The 18258-nt window shown below is 61.6% G+C and carries 15 protein-coding genes and 1 tRNA gene; 5 read left to right on the top strand and 11 right to left on the bottom strand.

What is annotated here, in order from left to right; translation table 11 throughout:
• Window positions 1–19: 19 nt before the first annotated feature.
• The 3 genes from CGLAUT_RS00080 to gyrA all read right to left on the bottom strand — a co-directional run bounded on the left by CGLAUT_RS00080 (window position 20) and on the right by gyrA (window position 3222).
• Window positions 20–93, bottom strand: a tRNA-Ile gene (locus CGLAUT_RS00080).
• A gap of 69 nt (window positions 94–162) precedes the next feature.
• Complete coding sequence (locus CGLAUT_RS00075; protein ID WP_095658936.1) at window positions 163–507, bottom strand: DUF3566 domain-containing protein; 345 nt, start codon at window positions 505–507, stop codon at window positions 163–165.
• 3 nt (window positions 508–510) lie between these two features.
• Window positions 511–3222, bottom strand: a complete 2712-nt coding sequence (gyrA, locus tag CGLAUT_RS00070; protein ID WP_290185536.1) for a DNA gyrase subunit A — start codon at window positions 3220–3222, stop codon at window positions 511–513.
• 81 nt (window positions 3223–3303) lie between these two features.
• Between gyrA and CGLAUT_RS00065 the strand changes: the two genes are divergently transcribed.
• The 4 genes from CGLAUT_RS00065 (at window position 3304) to CGLAUT_RS00050 (ending at window position 5131) form a co-directional block, all read left to right on the top strand.
• On the top strand, window positions 3304–3516 hold the full coding sequence (locus tag CGLAUT_RS00065; RefSeq protein ID WP_290185534.1) for a CopG family transcriptional regulator: 213 nt from the start codon (window positions 3304–3306) through the stop codon (window positions 3514–3516).
• The gene (locus CGLAUT_RS00060) at window positions 3513–3785 is read left to right on the top strand and encodes a TetR family transcriptional regulator (protein WP_290185532.1); all 273 of its coding nucleotides are present in this window, start codon (window positions 3513–3515) and stop codon (window positions 3783–3785) included. Before CGLAUT_RS00065 ends, CGLAUT_RS00060 begins: the two co-directional genes overlap by 4 nt.
• Before the next feature lie 36 nt (window positions 3786–3821).
• Window positions 3822–4286, top strand: a complete 465-nt coding sequence (locus tag CGLAUT_RS00055) for a hypothetical protein (protein ID WP_290185531.1) — start codon at window positions 3822–3824, stop codon at window positions 4284–4286.
• A 407-nt stretch (window positions 4287–4693) separates the two neighbouring features.
• A complete protein-coding gene (locus CGLAUT_RS00050; RefSeq protein WP_290185530.1) occupies window positions 4694–5131 on the top strand; it encodes a DUF6918 family protein in 438 nt (145 codons plus the stop codon).
• Here CGLAUT_RS00050 and CGLAUT_RS00045 read toward each other — a convergent pair whose 3' ends face one another.
• The 6 genes from CGLAUT_RS00045 to CGLAUT_RS00020 form a co-directional block, all read right to left on the bottom strand.
• Window positions 5132–5944 (bottom strand): alpha/beta fold hydrolase, encoded by an 813-nt coding sequence (locus CGLAUT_RS00045; protein WP_269768563.1) that lies wholly within the window; start codon window positions 5942–5944, stop codon window positions 5132–5134. It abuts the gene before it with no gap.
• 56 nt (window positions 5945–6000) lie between these two features.
• Entirely contained in the window at window positions 6001–8079 is a 2079-nt protein-coding gene (gyrB, locus tag CGLAUT_RS00040; protein WP_290185527.1) for a DNA topoisomerase (ATP-hydrolyzing) subunit B, read from the bottom strand.
• Between the two features lie 709 nt (window positions 8080–8788).
• A complete protein-coding gene (locus tag CGLAUT_RS00035; RefSeq protein ID WP_290185525.1) occupies window positions 8789–9406 on the bottom strand; it encodes a DciA family protein in 618 nt (205 codons plus the stop codon).
• A complete protein-coding gene (gene recF / locus CGLAUT_RS00030; protein ID WP_290185523.1) occupies window positions 9387–10571 on the bottom strand; it encodes a DNA replication/repair protein RecF in 1185 nt (394 codons plus the stop codon). The genes CGLAUT_RS00035 and recF overlap by 20 nt, the downstream gene beginning before the upstream one ends.
• A 12-nt stretch (window positions 10572–10583) precedes the next feature.
• A complete protein-coding gene (gene dnaN / locus CGLAUT_RS00025; RefSeq protein ID WP_095658927.1) occupies window positions 10584–11783 on the bottom strand; it encodes a DNA polymerase III subunit beta in 1200 nt (399 codons plus the stop codon).
• Window positions 11784–12359: 576 nt separating this feature from the next.
• A complete protein-coding gene (locus CGLAUT_RS00020) occupies window positions 12360–13739 on the bottom strand; it encodes a hypothetical protein (protein WP_290185518.1) in 1380 nt (459 codons plus the stop codon).
• 96 nt (window positions 13740–13835) lie between these two features.
• Here CGLAUT_RS00020 and CGLAUT_RS00015 point away from each other — a divergent pair, with 96 nt between their 5' ends.
• Complete coding sequence (locus CGLAUT_RS00015) at window positions 13836–15185, top strand: IS256 family transposase (RefSeq protein WP_290184376.1); 1350 nt, start codon at window positions 13836–13838, stop codon at window positions 15183–15185.
• Here the strand turns inward: CGLAUT_RS00015 and CGLAUT_RS00010 are convergent.
• Both CGLAUT_RS00010 and dnaA read right to left on the bottom strand, forming a co-directional pair.
• Complete coding sequence (locus CGLAUT_RS00010; protein WP_290185516.1) at window positions 15176–16537, bottom strand: vWA domain-containing protein; 1362 nt, start codon at window positions 16535–16537, stop codon at window positions 15176–15178. The two genes, CGLAUT_RS00015 and CGLAUT_RS00010, sit on opposite strands and share 10 nt — an antisense overlap.
• Window positions 16538–16665: 128 nt before the next feature.
• On the bottom strand, window positions 16666–18258 hold the full coding sequence (dnaA, locus tag CGLAUT_RS00005) for a chromosomal replication initiator protein DnaA (RefSeq protein ID WP_290185514.1): 1593 nt from the start codon (window positions 18256–18258) through the stop codon (window positions 16666–16668).

Here is an 18258-nt window from a genome sequence, read left to right as displayed (position 1 = left end):
TACATTGTAGCCTACACCGTGGGCCTAGCAGGAATCGAACCTGCGACCTCATCGTTATCAGCGATGCGCTCTAACCGACTGAGCTATAGGCCCGTTGAACGAGATAGAACATTACCCAGCGACGGCGTAGGCACCAAATCGCCAGGTAGCGCCCTATTTCGTCTAGCCGACGCGGTTGGACATCGTGTAGGTAATCCCGCCCACGAGATCCGCGATTGCGTTGTAGATCACGGTGGCCAACGGCGCCATCACTGCGGTGAACACCACACCGATCAGCCCAACGAGGCCGGCTGCAGAAAGCACCAAGCCCATGTCGATGACCTGGTCACCGCCGACTCCGCCGATGAGCGAATTCATGGATTCGATCACGCCGGCGCGCTCGAGACCGAAGTAAATTACGGTCGCGGCGATCATCCACGCGACAAACCCGATCAAGGCGAGGATCGTTGCCACCTTGAACACCGATCCCACCCCGACGTGCTTTACCGCTACTTTTCGTGCGGCCATGCGTTACTCCTCGTCATCATCCTCAGGATCGTAATCGACGTTTGCCTCCGCGTCGCCCTCACCAGATGCATCAGTGATGCCGGTCTCAATCGGGTCGTCGTCCTCCCAGCGCTCTCCGGAGACGCCAAGCTCCGAGCCCTGGCCGTCAGCGGATTGGGTGCTCGAGTTCTCGTGGCCGTGCGCCGATGAGGTCGCCTCCTGGGCTTCCTCCATCGTCTTCTCGCCCTTGGCCACTGCGGTTGCTTCTTCCTCGCCCTCGTCTTCGACGTTCTTGTCGATGGCCAGGAGCTCGACGCCGTCCGCAAGGTCGACGAGTCGCACGCCCATCGTCGCGCGTGACGACGGCCGGATCTGCGCAACCTCCGTACGGATGACACCGCCAGCCGACGTGATGGCGAAGATCTGATCGTCCTCTTCCACTGCGAGTGCACCGATGAGCTTTCCGCGCTTCGGGGTGTACTTGAACGTCATCACACCCATGCCGCCGCGGCCTTGCGGGTTGTACTCCTCGATCGGCGTGCGCTTTCCGTATCCGCCGGAGGTAGCCACCAGCAGGAATTCGCCGTCGTGGACCACGGTCATGGCCAGCAGCTGGTCATCGCCGCGGAAACGCATGCCCTTCACGCCGGCGGTTGCGCGGCCCATCGGGCGCAGCTGCTCGTCATCGGCGGTGAAGCGGATCGACTGGCCTTGCTCGGAGACCAGCAAAACGTCATCGTTCTCGCCTGCGAGCGCAGCGCCGATCAGCGCGTCGCCCTCGTTGAGGTTGATCGCGATCAGGCCGGCGGAGCGAGCGGACTCGTAGTCAGTCAGACGCGACTTCTTCACGCGGCCGTCGCGGGTCGCCAGCACCAGGTACGGCGCGTCCTCGTAGGACTGGATCTGGATCACCTGGGCGATCTTTTCCTCCGGCTGGAACTCCAGCAAGTTGGCCACGTGCTGGCCTCGTGCGGTGCGGCCCGCCTCCGGCAGCTCGTAGGCCTTGAGTCGGTAGACGCGACCGAAGTTGGTGAAGAAGAGGATCCAGTCGTGCGTGGAGCAGATGAAGAAGTTCTTCACCACGTCGTCCTGCTTCAACTCAGCGCCGCGCACGCCCTTGCCGCCACGCTTCTGGCTCTTGTAGGAATCGACCTTGGTGCGCTTGGCGTAGCCGGTGGAGGTGATGGTGACCACCACATTCTCGCGCGCAATGAGGTCTTCCTCGGTGACATCGCCGGTGGCGGCCACGATGCGGGTGCGGCGCTCGTCGCCGTACTTCTCGGTGATCTCGCGCAGCTCTTCGCCCACGATCGCGCGCTGGCGCTCGGGCTTGGCCAGGATGTCCTTGTAGTCGGCGATCTGCTTCTCAATCTCGGCGAGATCGTCAACGATCTTTTGGCGCTCCAGCGCTGCGAGTCGACGCAGCTGCATCGCCAGGATCTCGTTTGCCTGGATCTCGTCGACGTCGAGAAGCTCGATGAGCCCCTGTCGAGCATCATCGACGGTGGCTGAGCTGCGGATCAGCGCGATGACCTCGTCGAGCATGTCCAGTGCCTTGACCAGTCCGCGCAAGATGTGCGCGCGCTTTTCGGCCTCGTCGAGGCGGTACTGGGTGCGGCGAACGATGACTTCGATCTGGTGCTTGACGTAGTAACGCAGCATCTGGTCGAGGCGCAAGGTGCGCGGCACGCCGTCGACGATGGAGAGCATGTTCGCGGAGAAATTCGTCTCCAGCGCGGAGTGCTTGTACAGGTTGTTCAGCACCACACGCGGCACGGCGTCGCGTTTGAGGGTGACCACGATGCGCATGCCGACGCGGTCGGAGGATTCGTCGTCAATGTCCGAGATGCCAGCCATCTTGCCGTCCTTGATTTGGGTGGCAATGGACTGGATGAAATTGTCCGGGTTGACCTGGTACGGCAGCTCCGTGATCACGATGACCTGGCGGTTGCCTACCTCTTCGATCTCGGTGACGCCGCGCATGCGGATCGAGCCGCGGCCGGTGGTGTAGGCGTCCTTGATGCCGGCGTCGCCGACAATCAGGCCAGCCGTCGGGAAATCGGGGCCCTTCACGCGCTCCGTGACGGCGTCGAGCGTGGCGCGCTCGTCGGCCTCGTGGTTCTCCAGGATCCAGATGATCGCATCCGCCAGCTCGCCCAGGTTGTGCGGCGGGATGTTGGTGGCCATGCCCACGGCGATGCCGTTGGAGCCGTTCATCAGCAGGTTCGGCACGCGCGACGGCAGCACCGTCGGCTCCTGCGTCTTGCCGTCGTAATTGGGCACGAAGTCGACCGCGTTTTCGCGGATGTCGCGCACCATCTCCATCGCGATCGGCGTGAGCTTGCACTCCGTGTAACGCATCGCCGCCGGGCCGTCGTTGCCTGGGGAACCGAAGTTGCCCTGGCCGTCGACAAGCGGGTAGCGCATGGACCACGGCTGGGCCATACGAACGAGGGTGTCGTAGATCGCGCTGTCGCCATGCGGGTGATAGTTACCCATCGTGTCGGCGACCGGCTTCGCGCTCTTCACGTAGGAGCGCTCGGGGCGGTAGCCATTGTCGTACATCGCGTAGATGATGCGCCGGTGTACCGGCTTCATTCCGTCGCGCACGTCCGGCAGTGCGCGGCCCACGATCACGCTCATCGCGTAATCGATGTAGCTCGTCTGCATCTCCTCGTTGATGTCAATGGGCTGGATGCGGTCGAAGCCGTCGCCGCTCAGGGTGTCGTCAGCCATAGAATCCCTTTCTTGGTTGCTTCACCTGCATTCTAACGCCCGTAGAGCGTTTCTCCGTCTCCGCCGTGGTATCAAAATGGTATGGCTATGACGCTTCGACTCACCGCCGACGAGGACACCGCGTTGGTCCTCCTCGCCTCCGCATGGGGTTGCTCCAAGCAGGAGGCCGCCCGGCGCGCGGTGCTCACCGCCGCCTCGCGCATGCTAGACACCGCCGCCGTGCAGGCCCTGGCCCGCGAGCACATTCCCGAGTACCGCGCCACCGAATCCCGCATCAGGCAGGCCCGCGGATGACGCGCGCCCTCTCCCCCGAGCAGCTCCTCGCCATCGCGGACGAGTTCTGCGCCGCATATAAGGTGCACATCCGCTCCTTCGCCGCGCTCGCCGCCGCCGCAGCCGTCCCCGGCGCGCGCGTCCACGGGGTTCCGGTTTGTGGGTCAGTCACCGAGGGGAGCAGTTCGCTTCACGACGCCATCGTCCAACTGCAGCCCCTGACCAACCACAACTCAGCCTTTGCCGACGTGACGCGAGACGTGTATTCGCGCTGGGCGGAAGGTGATTAGCCGCCGTAGGTGCCCCCGTGTCCTAGAGTGACCACCATGAAACGATCGCTGACCCCCGCCACGCGGATGAAAACCGCGGCTGCCGCAACCGCTGTCACCGTCGTGTTGGCCACCGGTACCGTCGCCGCCGTCGCCGCCGTCACCATCGCCCCGGCGGCCTCCGCCCAGACCGCAGCCCTCGAGCTCTCGAGCGCACTGAGCAGCACCCGCGGCTCCTCCGACCGGGACTACCGCCTCGACCCGGACAACCCGGGTGTCGACGTGCCGAAGCAAACCCCGCTGGGCAGCGCCTACACCGGCATCGCACCGATTTCCCTCGCGCTCGCGCTGGCCGCGGCCGCCGCTGCCCTGCAGGTCATCGTCGATGCTACCCCGCCGCTGCGCCAGGCCGTGGACAACGCCGCCGCGCAGTTCGGTCTCTCCCAGGTCGCCGGCTCTTCCGAGGGCAACCGCATCATTGATGTCGATCGCGTCCTCGCCCTGATCAACGCACCGCACTAACCCGCCACTTCCCGCCACTCCCCTTCCGATCCCTTCCACCCCAACTTTCAAGCACCAAGTTGGGGCTTATCGCGATCTTTAACACCAACTTGGTGCTGAAGAATTGGGGTTAAAGCGGGGCCGTGCAGTCGCCGAGTAGTGAAAGCGCCAACACTCCCCCGAAAGTGGCGGACCCATGGGACGCATGATACGGTTGTGCCCGTTGTGGTTACAGTGACTCGTGTGACTGATGTGATTCAGGAGCCGGGTGCTGTGGTGGAAGAGCTACGACACCCGATCGAACGGCCCAACGCCAACGCTCACGAGAGCCGGCGAGGGCCGTTTTCGCTTGCCGCTCGTGACACGCTCTCTGCGCGTTCGCAACGAGCCCGCAGCCCACAGCCCACCAGCCGCTAAACTCGGAGCACATGACTAACTTGAATGCCCTGCTTGAGGGCGATACCCGTCAGACCGTTGTCGCTGAGCTGGCAGAGCTGATTGACAAGACCGTGTCCAACCAGTCCGGCCTCACCGGCATGGCCCTGAAGTCTGCCGTCGCTGCAGGTAAAAAGGCCGATTCCGACGCCATCCCCAAGGGCGTCAACCGCCTCCTCCCCCAGATCACCGAAGAGCTCGCGCCGTTCTGGAGCGGCTACGAGTCCTCCGACACCCAGGGCTTTGGCAGCTACTTGGTCTCGCGCGAGAACGAAGTCGTCGAAGCGATGCTCGGCGCCGCGGACAAGGCCACGTCCGACATGCCGTCGGCAATGCAAAAGGCCTACTCCACCCTGCGCGGCAAGGCCGGCAAGATCGTCTCTCCCGCCCTGCCCGAGCTCGGCGACATCATCGAGCGCCACGCCAAGTAACTACAGCTCGTCAGCAAACTCGAGCATTCGCTTAACGACGGCACGCGGTTCCCTCGCCCACCGATTATGGCCAAGCCCACCGTCGAGCTCTTCGACGGTGGCTCCGGAGACCTGATCGGCCAACGACTGCGCGGAAGCGACCGTGCAGTCACGGTCATTGGTGAAACGGGTGAGCACCACCGGCACGTCGATACGCTTCATCGCCTTGATGTAATCCATGTCCGCGCCCGCGAGTTTCCCGCGCTTGCCAGTGCGGTTCATGCGCGCCCACTCATTGATGTAAGTGCGCGGATGGCGGCCCCAGCTGCCGCCGACTGAGATCTTGTCTCCCGGCCAATAGCCCAGGACCTGCGCAACGAGCCAGATGAACTGGATGCCCAAGCCGTACTTCAGCTTGTCACGCAACGGAAACGCCTTGTGCCACGGATTGCCGGCGCCAACGCCGAGCATGCCGACCACATTGCACTCCTTAGCCTCTGGACGCGCCATGAAAAGGGTGCCCACTTGTCCGCCCATTGAATGGGTGAGGAGGATGACAGGCGTGTCGTCGTCAAGCGTAAGCTCCTGCTTAGCCTGCCTGATCGTGGCTGGATAGTCCTCCGCTGCGACGTGGTGGTAGCCCCACTGGTTGGAGCGGGAGGCGACGGCGGGGCTCTCGCCCTGGCCGCGGAGCTCTCCGATAGCTGTGGGGAACCCGGCGTCTGCGAGCGCCCCGGCAATTGGGCGGTAGTAGCGTGCGCCCATGCCCATGCCGGGGAAGATGACGACGAGCGGGCGGTCGCCGTGCTGGCTGGATGCGGGGTAGGTGTCGATGGGTTACGGCTCCTCGGGCTGGGGCGGATACTTTTGCCGAGGATAGCGAAAGTGCTTTAGACGTCGAGGAAGCGAACGTCCTTTGCCTTGCGGGTGATGAAGCTGCGGCGCGCGGCCACGTCATCACCCATGAGGATGGAGAACAGCTCGTCGGCGCGCTGGGCATCCTCGACATCCACGCGGCGCAGAATACGGGTCTCGGGATCTAGGGTGGTCTCCCACAGCTCCTTGGCGTTCATCTCGCCGAGACCCTTGTAGCGCTGGATGCCGTCGTCGGTATTGATCTTGCGGCCAGCCTCCTGTCCGGCAGCGAGCTGCTCGTCGCGCTCGCGGTCGGAGAACGCGTAACCCGGCTGCCCCTTCTGCCACTTGAGCTTGTACAGCGGCGGGTTGGCCAAGTACACGTGGCCTTCCTCAATCAGCTGCGGCATGAAGCGGAAGAGCAAGGTCAGCAGCAGGGTCGCAATGTGCTGGCCGTCCACATCGGCATCGGCCATGAGCACGATCTTGTGGTAACGCAGCTTCTCAATGTCAAATTCGTCGTGGATGCCGGTGCCCAGGGCGGTGATAATGGCCTGGACCTCAGCGTTCTTCAGCACGCGGTCCATGCGTGCCTTCTCCACGTTCAGGATCTTGCCGCGCAGCGGAAGGATCGCCTGGTACATCGAATCGCGGCCACCCTTCGCGGAACCACCTGCGGAGTCGCCCTCCACGATGAAGAGCTCGCTCTTGAGCGGGTCTTTCGAACGGCAGTCGGCAAGCTTGCCCGGCAGGCCACCCAGGTCGGTCGCGGATTTACGACGGACCAGGTCACGCGCCTTTCGCGCCGCCTGGCGCGCCTGCGAAGACTGCACAGCCTTGTTCACGATCGCCTTCGCCTCGGCCGGGTTCGCGTCGAACCAGTCGGAGAGGTTCTCGTTCACCGCGCGCTGGACAAAGCCCTTGATCTCGGTGTTGCCCAGCTTCGTCTTGGTCTGACCCTCAAATTGCGGGTCGGCCACTCGAACCGAGATGACAGCGGCCAAGCCCTCGCGGCAATCGTCGCCGGTCAGATTGGGCTCTTTGTCCTTGAGCAGCTTGTGGTCGCGGGCGTACTTGTTCATCATGCTGGTCAGCGCCGCGCGGAAGCCCTCTTCATGCGTGCCGCCCTCATGAGTATTGATCGTGTTGGCGAAGGTGTGCACCGACTCCTTGTAGGAGGCGTTCCACTGCATGGCGATTTCAGCCTCGTGCTCGCTGCCCTTCTGCTCGAAGCCGATGATCGTCGGGTGGATCTCCGTCTTGCCCTTGTTCAGGTACTCGACGTAATCGATCAGACCGTTCGGGTAGTGGTAGGTCACCTTCTTCTCGCGCTTGCGCTTGGTCTCCGGGGCGACCTCGTCCGCGGAATCCGGGGACGGCGTGTCCACCCGCTCGGTGACGGTGTCGTCGTCGAACGTGGGCTCGTCGAGAAGCGCTGCAGTGTCGCCCTCCTCTGCGATGGCCTCGAGCTCAAGCTCCTCATCGGTGACCCGCTCGTCCTTGAGGGTTATGGTGAGGCCCTTGTTCAAGAAGGCCATTTCCTGGAGGCGGCGCGCGATGGTGTCGTAGTTGAACTCGACGGTTTCGAAGATCTCCGGGTCCGGCCAGAAGCGGATCGCGGTACCGGTGCCGCGGGCGTTGCCGCCTTCGACGAGCTCGTCTGGCACGGCATTGTCGAAGTGCTGGATCCAGTGCTTGCCGTCGCGCTTGATGTCGGCCTCGACGCGGGTGGACAGCGCGTTGACCACGGAAATGCCCACACCGTGTAGACCGCCGGAGACGGCGTAGGACTCCGAGTCGAACTTGCCGCCGGCGTGCAGCTGGGTCATCACGACCTGGACGGTCGGCGCACCCGACGGGTGCATCTCCACCGGGATACCGCGGCCGTTGTCCACGACCTCGACACCACCGTCTGCCAGCAGCGTCACATCGACGCGATCGGCGTAGCCCGCCATCGCCTCATCTACCGAGTTGTCCACAACCTCCCACACCAGGTGGTGCAAACCGCGGACACCAGTGGAACCGATGTACATGCCCGGGCGCTTACGCACGGCCTCGAGGCCCTCGAGGATGGTGATTGATGAGGCGTCATAATGCGGTTCTTGTTCAGCCACGGAAACGGACTCTCCTCTAGTACTTTCTTGACTTCTCAGCACGCTGGCGCGCTGTGAAGCGTTTTAACCCGTCTCATCTTACACCGTTGGGGGTCTATGCCCGGTAGCGCTTCAAACCGCGAGAGGGCGTTTCTCGCGCGGATTTCAGCGTTGGGGTATCTAAACCGGGGCAGGCGCGCGACTCTGCTAGGGGATAAACTCGTCGTGAAAGTTCAATAACCCCGGCGATGTACGTTTCCGTAGGGATCGCTCCGGGGCTTTCGGGGGAGAGTTTACAGGACTATGAGCAATAAAGTAAACAGACCACGCCGAGTGGACCTCGACAGATGGTTCTCTACAGACAGAATGGCCCGGTACAGCTTTCACCAGTCTCCCGAGTCTTTGTATTTGTGGAATACCCACCTGACAAAAGCTTTTCTTGAGGACATTCAACACGTAGAGGTCCTTTTACGGAATCGGGTTCATGACGTATTGGAAGTGCCAGTCGGGCAAGGTGGATACGGACCATTCTGGTTACAGACTTCGCAATCGATGCGCCCACCATGAGTCCTTGGTTTTCCCCAACCAAGCTCATGAGACTGCCAATCTTGACCGTCAGGTGCAGGCCATCAACAATGTTGCGAACTGGATCGAGCCAGCTGCTGCGAAGTGGATCGCTCACCACTCCCGCGTCCAGTTGGTCCGCATGCAGCGACCCTGACGCCCGCTTTTATCCGTACGTATCCCGCGGCCCCCGCCCCGGCACATGCAGCGGACCCTTGCGCCACGACTTCGTTTTCGGCCCGTAGATATGCAGCTTGGTAATCACACCGGCACCAACCTTTTCCGCGATCGCTTTCAGCACCGTCGACTGCATGTACTTCAGCTGCGTCGCCCACGCGGTCGAGTCGCACTCGATGTGCACCTCGCCCTCTTTGATCATCTTCACCTCGGTGTGCTGCGCAATCTTGACACCCACCAGCGATTCCCAATTGCCCATCACCCACCCGTAGGCCATGTTTTCGCTCCAGTCGCGCTTGCGAATCTCGCGCCCCAGCAGCGCACCCAGCGAATCCACCTTGTACCCACGCGGAATCGCACGGCCATCCTGCCCAGTTGGCCGGCCTCGCAGGGGTTGGGGCTTTTTGCTTATCGACGCCTCGTCCAACGCCAATCCCGGAACCTTCACCTGCGATTCCCCTGCCGCGGAGCTAGTCACCGCAGATTTTCCGACGCTGCGCCTCGGCACCACCGACGTGCCCTGCCGCGACAGATCCGGCAAGCGCCCACCCCGCCGCCGAGCTGTCTCGCGCCAGACTTCAAAGGTGTCACTGATCAGATCGCTCAATGCTGCTCACCCCTTCATCCATGGTCACGGCGTAGCGCGCGGTGACTGCGTCGTCGAGGTTGCCCGGTAGATCGTCGCCAACCGCGGCGGTGATCAGCACCTGCTCTGCACCCTCAGCGACGTGGACCAGGCGCTCGCGGCGCTTCGCGTCGAGTTCTGCAAACACGTCGTCGAGGATGAGCACAGGGTCGGAGCCATCTGAGCTGAGCAGCTGGTACTCGGCCAGGTGCAGCGCGAGCGCGTAGGACCAGGTCTCGCCGTGGGAGGCGTAGCCCTTCGCCGGGTTATCACCGAGCATGAGCACGAGGTCATCGCGGTGCGGGCCGACCAGCGTCGTGCCGCGGTCGATCTCCTCCGAGCGGCGCCGGCCCAACTCGGAGAGCATCGCTGCCTCGAAGATCGCTGGGTCTCTGGTTTCCCCGCCCGCGAGCTCGGCGACAGCTCGGTCCAGCGTGGACTTGATCTGTACCGCCGCGGGGCGCGACTCCGGGGCGACGGCGGCGTAGGCCTCGGTGATGAGGTCGGACAGGGCGTCGATAAGCAACATGCGACCGGCGAGCACCTGGCTGCCGTACGCTGCGAGCTGACCGTCCCAGACGTCGAGTGTGCTCAGCGCGCTGGCGCCGGTGTCGTCGCTGTAACCGCGGCGCAGCGCCATGTTGGAGTTTCGGAGCAGTGCATTGCGTTGGCGCAGGACCTTCTCGTAGTCGGCGCGCGCTCCGCCGAGGCGCGGCGTGCGCAGTGCGGCGAGGTCGTCGAGGAAGCGGCGGCGCTCAGACGGCTCGCCGTTGACCAGGCGGAGATCCTCCGGCGAGAACATCACGGTGCGCAGCACTCCCGCGAGTTCGCGGGGCGACTTCAGGCGAGTGCGGTTGATCTGCGCTTGGTTGCCGCCGCTGTGCTGGATCAGCAAGTGAGTGGTCAGCGCGCGGCCCTCGTTGATTGTGGTCGCGGAGATGCGCGCGTTGCTTGCCTGCGCTCCGATCAGCGGGCCGTCGCCGGAAACGCGGTGGCTGCGCAGGTGGGAGGTGTAATAGAGCGCCTCGACGATGTTGGTTTTGCCGTGACCGTTGCGACCGGCGAAGACGGTGACACCCGGCTCAAGATCAAGGTGCAGTTCCGGCCAGGAGCGGAAATCTCGCAGGTCAAGTTCGGCGACGTACAACGGAGTGAGGGTTTAACCCGGCAGGCGCACCGGCATGAGCAAGTAGGTGAAGAAGGTGTCCGGGGTGGGGAACGTGCCGTCGGCATTGGCCTCCGGGAGATCCTCCGGCTCGGGGACCATGATCGCCGGTCGTGAGGCCTCGGTGAAACCGAACATGACGCGATCGGTGCCGATGACGGAAAGCCCATCACGCAGGTAGCCGGCGTTGAACGCGATGAGCAGTTCGTCCGCGCCGGTGAATGCGGCCGGCAGCGTTTCCTGCGCTTCACCGGAATCCGCACCGGAGGCGTGGAGCGCGAGCTCGCCTTCGCGGAAGTGCAGGCGGATCTGCGCGTTGCGGTCGGCGACCAAGGACACGCGGCGGATGGACTCCAGCAGCGGCGCGATCTCCACCGTGGCAATCGAGGTGTGCGCCTTCGGCAGCAGCGGCGCCACGTTCGGGAAGTCCGCGTCGAGCATGCGGGTGGTGGTCTCGCGGTTACCAGTACGCAGACCAAACAGGCCCTCGGCGCCGACGTTGCCGGTTCCACCGACGGCGATCTGCACTGGGTCATCGATGTGCGTGTCCAGCGTGCGCGCGTTATCCAGCAGCGTTTTCGCCGGAATCAGCAGTTTCGCCTCGGTGTCCGCTCCGGCCGGCTCCCACTCCAGGGAGCGCAGCGCCAGGCGGAAACGGTCCGTCGCGGTGAGCTTCAAGTGGTTGCCTGCGATCTCCATGTGGATACCGGTAAGCATCGGCAGCGTGTCGTCGCGGCCAGCAGCAGACGCGACCTGGGTCACCGCAGCAGTTAGCGCAGCCGGGGCGATTTCGCCGGTGACCTCGGGAAGCTCCGGCAACTGCGGGTAGTCGTCGAGGCTCATCAGCGGCAGCTCGAACTTCGCGGACCCGCCCTTGAGCTTCATCTTGTTGCCCTCGGTGGTCACCTCAACCGGCTTCGCCGGCAGGTTGGAAACAATGTCGGCGAGCAGTTTGCCGGCCACCGCGATACGGCCAGGCTGATCCACCTCCGCGCCAATCCGCACGCGGCTGGAAACCTCGTAATCAAAGCCCGCGAATTCCAACCCGTTGTCGTCGGCGGTGATCACCACAGCTCGCAGCACCGGCTGTGTGTTTTTGGTAGGCAAGCTCCTGGCAACCCAGGCCACAGCGTCCGACAGGTCTTCCTTGTGAACGCGGAACGACACGGCGTTGTCACCGGCGATGTCAACCATGCTGCTGGCTGCTCCCTCGAGGTCGGTTGTGCTGGATTCTTGAAATTACGTTTTCACTCTAGGCGGGCATGCTCGAAATTTCTAAAGCTTCCTCGCCGATCCCCGAGCATGCGAGCCTCACACTGAGCCAAGGCGCGCAGTCTTGTGCACACCCTCTCTTTCTCTTGATGAATTACAAGGAAAAAGAACGGTAACAACAGTAAGCGGTGTTGAAACTGTGGATTGAGCCGGGTTTGCCGCGGTCGCAGCACAATTCAATCTTGTGATTCGGCTTGTGGATCGCTTGTGCACAACCCGGCAATCTTGTGGAGCAATTTTCGCTTATCGACGAATCCCACAAACCGCCCCGGTTTCCCCACCGCCAATCCACACGCGGCGCTTTCTTATCCCCATCTCCCGACGCGGACCCCGAATCTGTGGAAAAGCGCCTCTGTGGCCGACGTCACCAAATTTCTCCGTCGTAATTACACAGGTGTGAATAACCCTGTGGATAAGAAAAACCCGGCTGCTGCACTCCGTGATGAAGTGCGACAACCGGGGGATTCGGCTTCGGGAGGATTGAAGCCGAACTATGTCCTAGTTGCTGGAACCCTGCTCAGCGTCCGGGCGCGGCACGCAGAAGTAGAACAGGTAGCTTGCGACGCCGACGACTGCGGCGGCAATACCAGCCCACTGCAGGATCTGCTGGTTTTCTGCACCGATGCGGTTCACCTGGGCGTTGAACTCCTGAACGGCACGTGCAGTGTTCTCGTCGAAGATGCCGAGCTGCTGTTGGATCTGGTTGTTCGCCTGCGTGATGCGCGAGTTGATCTCAGCCGAGTAAGCGTCCAGGCCCGGGATCGAGACCTGCTGCAGCAGATGCAGCGGGATCAGAGCCAGCAACGGGATGGTGAGACCGATCGCTGCCGGGATGCAGCGGTCATCGACGATGCCTTTCGCTGACGAACCACCCTCGCCGCCAATGGAAGATCCGCCTAGAATCCCGCCATCATTGGACGAGCCTGGGAACAGTTCCGCGGTGGTTGTCACCGTGACGGTTTCTTTCGCGCCTGCATTTCCTGCACCTGCGTCGTCAGCACTGACGGTGGTAGTGACGACCTGCGTTTCAGTTTCGGTGACGGTAACAGTTGCAGTCGCGGTAGCCGGCTCACGACCTGGAACCACCGTGGTGGTCTCAGTTTGTGTCTCTGTAACCGTTGCATTGTTGGTGACGGTAACTGGTTCGCCTTCAACGACGGACGTAACTACGTTGTCCACCGTCTTTTCAACCGTCTTCTCGATGGTGTTGTCGACCGTTTCCGTCACCGTATTGTTGACCGTCTGCTCCACGGTTTTCTCAACAGTGTTGTCGACGGTCTCCGTAACGGTGGAAGTATTGGTGACGGTAACTGGTTTACCTGGAATTTCGTTGACCACCGTTACCTCAGCGGTCACTGTCTCCGTTACCGGCGCAGGCGTGACGGTCTCCACCACGGTCACTGGTTCCTCAGTAACTGTCGTCGTCTCAGTGGAGGTAAGAACCTGCATGTCCGTAGCGGTGGTTGTCGCCGTCGTCGTTTCAGTCTCTGTGGCTGTAGCGGTTGTCGTGTCTGTTTGAGTCTCGGTCTCTGTGGCCGTTTCTGTGGCCGTCGCGGTTTCAGTTTGGGTCGCAGTGGCCGTCGCGGTCGCAGTTTCCGTTGCTGTCTCCGACTGAGTAGCCGTTGACATCTCTGTTTGCGTCGTAGTTTGGGTGACGGTGGTTGGAGTCGGCTCTTGAGTTTCTGTTGTCGTCACCGTTACTGTTTCGGTTTCTGGATCTGGTGTTTCGGTCAGCGTTTCGGTGAGGGGATCCGGCACTTCAGTGACTGTGACGGGATCCGGCGTTTCGGTCACAGTCTTCTCAACCGTTGAAGGTTCCGGAATTTCAGTAACAGTTGTGATTTCAACTGTTGTCACCGCTTCGGGAATCTCAGTCACAGTGGTTGTGATGGGTTCTACGGTCGTGGTCTCGGTTACCGGAGGGTGCCAGGAAGTTTGTGTGTGAGGCTCTGATCTGAAGGAGTTTCACCGATAATGACTACTGTGTCACCGAAGAAAAGCCACGACCCGTCCAGGGTCAACGAGATCAGCGAGAAGCTGATGGATAACCCCGAGCTCGCAAAGCTCATCGGGGAGCTGTCCACCTCCACCGACGACGCCAGCGAGCTGGTCAAGGGGCTTTTGCAGGCGTCGATCAACGCCGGCCTGCAGGCGGAGATGGATGCCCATTTGGGCTACGAACACTCCGACCGCAAAGCGAAAGCCCAGGTAACAGATGCTGGTGGTGGCAACCACCGAAACGGGTCGTACACCAAGACCGTCGATTCCGGCTACGGCCCTGTTGAGGTCACGATGCCACGGGATCGCGCGGGCACGTTCACCCCGCAGATGGTGCCCAAAGGCTCCCGTCGGCTCACAGAGCTCGACGACATGATTATCTCGCTGTACGCCGGCGGGATGACCGTGCGAGATATCCAGCACCATCTCGCCACCACCCTGGGGGTGGATATGAGCCCGGATACGATCAGCACCATTACCGATGCGGTCTTAGAAGAGGTCATGATCTGGCAAAACCGCCAGCTCGACGAGTTTTACCCAGTGATCTTCCTCGACGCGCTACGCGTGAAGATCCGTGACGGCCACCGCGTGGTCAACAAGGCTTGCTACATGGCGGTTGGTGTCGACATGGACGGCATCAAGCACATCCTGGGATTGTGGATCGCTGACAATGAAGGCGCCGCATTTTGGGCATCGGTGTGCGCAGATCTGGCCAACCGCGGGGTCCAGGACGTGTTCATTGTCTGCTGCGACGGGCTCCAAGGCCTGCCAGAAGCCGTGGAGGCAACCTGGCCGAATTCCATGGTGCAGACCTGCATCGTGCACCTGATTCGGGCGGCGAACCGGTGGGTGTCGTATCAGGACCGCAAAGGCGTCTCTCGCGCGCTGCGTGAGGTCTACACCGCTCCCAATGAGGAGACGGCACGCGCCAGCCTGGATGCTTTCGAGGCCAGTGAGCTGGGCCTAAAATACCCCCAGTCGGTCAAAGTCTGGCGCGACGCTTGGGAGCGGTTCGTGCCGTTTCTGCAGTTCCCGCCTGCGGCCAGGCGGGTGCTCTACACCACCAATTCGATCGAGTCGCTGAATGCTGAACTGCGTAAAGCTACCCGTAACAGGGGCCAGTTCCCGAACGATACCGCGGCGTTGAAGACGCTGTGGTTGATGATCTGCAACATCGAGGACAAGCGCGCTGCGCAGCGGGCGAAGAAAGCCAAGCGCGACGTTGAGTGCAACGGCTATATTGAAGGAGCGAAAGCCACCGGGTGGAAACAAGCCATCAACCAACTAGCCGTGGCTTACCCCGACCGATTCGCGGACTACTTGTAAACCAAGCCCCCGCACACAAAGAATCGGACACCCTCGGTTACCGTCGACGGTGTCTCGGTCGTAGTTTCCGTGACTGTAACTGTCACAGGTGCAGGGTTAGTGACGGTACACTCAGCTTCGCCGCCAGCCTTTGCTGGGACGATAAAAGAGTTGCCGTTTCGCTCCCAAGGCTCACCATCAGCCGAGGTGCAAGAGACGTTTTTGAACTCCGCTCCGACTTCCTTGATAGTGAAAGAACCGCTTGCTGCGTTATCAGGTGCAACGTAACCGAAGGTCGCTTTCCCATCATCACCGGTGATCGCCGTGGTGTTAGTGAGGTGGAACTTCTCTGAAATCCCTGATGCTTCGAACGAGAAACCCGCGGGAGAATCGTTTGTGAGATTTCCGTTGGCGTCAGTCAGCTGCTTCTGGATGGTAACTTCGCCCGCGCAGCCTTCAGTTGCTTGAGCTACCAATTGTTTTGTCAACTGACCGTAATCATCGACTGGAATTGCATCCCCTGGTCCAGAGATGTATTCGAGGTAAGTGCTAGCGAGATCGCCTTTAACGTCCTTGCCCACCGCGAGTGGCACGATGCGTGTACCGGATGCTTTAAGAGCGTTTGCTGATTTCACAGCTTCCTGGACATCGAGTTTCGCGGCAGCGTAATCCTTGTTCGCTGCACCACCATTAGCGTGATTGAAAGCAGGTCGGTTGTTCGCTCCACGTTGGGTATCGACGCTGCCAACTGCGTCACCGTATGCGGTGGGCAATCCGTCTGTGATGAAGTAGACAACGTCATAGGTTCCGGTGGGAATCTGGCTGATACCTCGATCCCAGTTGGTCCCTTGAATGCGCGGTCGGGCTGGAATCGCTAGCTGCGCGATTTTTTCCTTCAGCACCTCTTCCGAGCCGGTTGCTAGTGGACCTTCCTTCGTCTGTGCGCCTTCGCTGTAGGACGAAGGCGCCTTGGTCCCGAAATTGTAAATACCAATTTGCACAGGTGCATCGTTGAGCGCCGTCACCACCGCGTCCCCTGCAGACTTAGTGTCTCGAAGACCGTCTTCTCCGATTGACGAGGAGACATCGAAGACGAGCGCAATCTTTAGATTGCCATTTTTGCCACCGCAAATCCCAGGAGTTAACGAGGGATTATTTGCGATGTCCTGCCCGGGCCCGAACGGAAGCTTCGGATCCCAAGCTCGAGAGTCGTCTGGATAATCCGGCTGGACGGCCGGTTGCGCTTCCGCCATAGGTGCCGCTGTAACAGACCCCAGCGCAAGCGCTACACCAGTCACTGCGGCAACCACAGATTTTCGAATGCCGGAGAAGGGGCGCGTTTTGCCGCCCGAGCTCCCATTCTGAATTAACATGTATTCCTCCCTGAAAAGATAGGACCTGGTAAGCGTACAGGGAGCTTCCATGCATGTCTACAGGCTGAACATGGAATCTTTCAGGGGTTACACAAGCTTTACCTAGCTAATTAAAAACCCTCTCACCGCTACCGCGTCCGCGCGCGGTTCTTGATTAACTGCGTGAGTTCCTGGATCTCGTCGTAGGTGCCGCGGTTTTCCGTCATTTCTTTCCGGATTTTCCGGTCCGCGTACATCACGGTGGTGTGGTCCTTGCCGCCGAACTCGTCGCCGATCTTCGGCAGCGACAGATCTGTCAGCTCGCGGCACAGATACATCGCGATTTGGCGCGCGTGCGCCACATGCCGGGTCTTACCAGCACCGGTTAGCTGCTCCACACCGACCTGGAAGTACTCAGCCGCGGCGTCCTTGATTGTCGTCGCCGTGACGGTCACATCGTTCTCATCCGGCAGGATGTCCCGAAGCGCCACCTGGGCGACGTCCATGGTGATCGGCTCGTCGATAAGCGACGAATACGCAGACACGCGAATCAACGCGCCCTCAAGCTCGCGAATTGATGATTCAAACTGCGACGCAATGAGCTCGAGCACGTCGTGGCTCACCTGCGTCCCGTCGGCCGCGGCCTTCTTCATCAGAATCGCAATGCGCGTTTCCAAATCCGGCGGCTGAATGTCAGTAATCAGCCCGCCCTCAAAGCGCGTGCGCAGACGGTCCTCCAGCGTCGTCAGCTGCCGCGGCGGCCGATCCGAACTCAGGATGATCTGCTTGTTCGCTTGATGCAGAGCGTTGAAGGTGTGGAAGAACTCCTCCTGCGTACCTTCCTTGCCCTCAAGAAATTGGATGTCATCGACCATCAAGATGTCCAGGTTGCGATAGCGCCGCTTGAACGATTCTTGCCGGTCATCACGCACGGAGTTGATGTAATCGTTGGTGAACTCCTCCGAGCTCACGTACTTGATCTTCAAGTTCGGCTCGAGCACGCGCGCGTAGTTGCCGGCCGCGTGCAGCAAGTGTGTCTTGCCAAGCCCAGAACCGCCCCATATAAACAGTGGGTTATATGCGCGCGCTGGATTCTCGGCCACGGCTACCGCGGCGCCGTTGGCGAAGCGGTTCGAGGAGCCGATCACAAAGTTCTCGAAGGTGTACTTCGGGTTCAGGCTTGCTTCACGGTCTGGGTCGTGCGCAGGTTTCTCACGGCGGATACGCTGCGGCACCGTGGGGTGAACATTTGCTTGTCGACGCTCATTTTCCTCCGTTTGCCTCGCATGCATCTGCGCCAACTCGTCAAGCCCCATCGGGATCTGGTCCCCGGGTGCGGCGAATCCGTACGTCGATTCTGCCGGCGGGTGTAGCGTGTGGGAGCTCTGCGTCGCGGTCCACTCTGTCTGCGGCTGGGCGATCGGCGGCTCCTGCTGCGGCGGGCCGACCTCCTGCACGCCGGGAGCCGCGATCGAGACCGCGAGCGTGAACGGGGTGCCGAGACGCGCTTGGAGCTGAGCCTCGATGTGCGGGGCGAGCGACTCCTCCACCACGGTTTTGGCTGCGGTGTGCGGTGCGGAAAGGATGGCGTAGCCGTCGACAAGCACTACTGGCTTGACCAACTGGAGGTAGGCGCGTTGCTGGTGTGTGAGCGTGGGAACGGGTGAATTTGGGCGTTCGGAGAGTTGGAGGAGTTCTGCAACCAGGTCGCGCCAAAGTGCCTCGAGTTGCTGGTCTGCCAC

The organism is Corynebacterium glaucum (assembly GCF_030408855.1).
Lineage (GTDB): Bacteria > Actinomycetota > Actinomycetes > Mycobacteriales > Mycobacteriaceae > Corynebacterium > Corynebacterium glaucum.
The sequence above is the reverse complement of the archived record's forward strand: the minus strand, read 5'-3'. Positions and strand labels throughout refer to the sequence as shown.

Coding starts and splice junctions, on each gene's coding strand:
- CGLAUT_RS00075 (WP_095658936.1), bottom strand. CDS start 507: ATGGCCGCACGAAAAGTAGCGGTAAAGCACGTCGGGGTGGGATCGGTG.
- gyrA (WP_290185536.1), bottom strand. CDS start 3,222: ATGGCTGACGACACCCTGAGCGGCGACGGCTTCGACCGCATCCAGCCC.
- CGLAUT_RS00065 (WP_290185534.1), top strand. CDS start 3,304: ATGGCTATGACGCTTCGACTCACCGCCGACGAGGACACCGCGTTGGTC.
- CGLAUT_RS00060 (WP_290185532.1), top strand. CDS start 3,513: ATGACGCGCGCCCTCTCCCCCGAGCAGCTCCTCGCCATCGCGGACGAG.
- CGLAUT_RS00055 (WP_290185531.1), top strand. CDS start 3,822: ATGAAACGATCGCTGACCCCCGCCACGCGGATGAAAACCGCGGCTGCC.
- CGLAUT_RS00050 (WP_290185530.1), top strand. CDS start 4,694: ATGACTAACTTGAATGCCCTGCTTGAGGGCGATACCCGTCAGACCGTT.
- dnaN (WP_095658927.1), bottom strand. CDS start 11,783: ATGGTTGACATCGCCGGTGACAACGCCGTGTCGTTCCGCGTTCACAAG.
- CGLAUT_RS00015 (WP_290184376.1), top strand. CDS start 13,836: ATGACTACTGTGTCACCGAAGAAAAGCCACGACCCGTCCAGGGTCAAC.
- CGLAUT_RS00010 (WP_290185516.1), bottom strand. CDS start 16,537: ATGTTAATTCAGAATGGGAGCTCGGGCGGCAAAACGCGCCCCTTCTCC.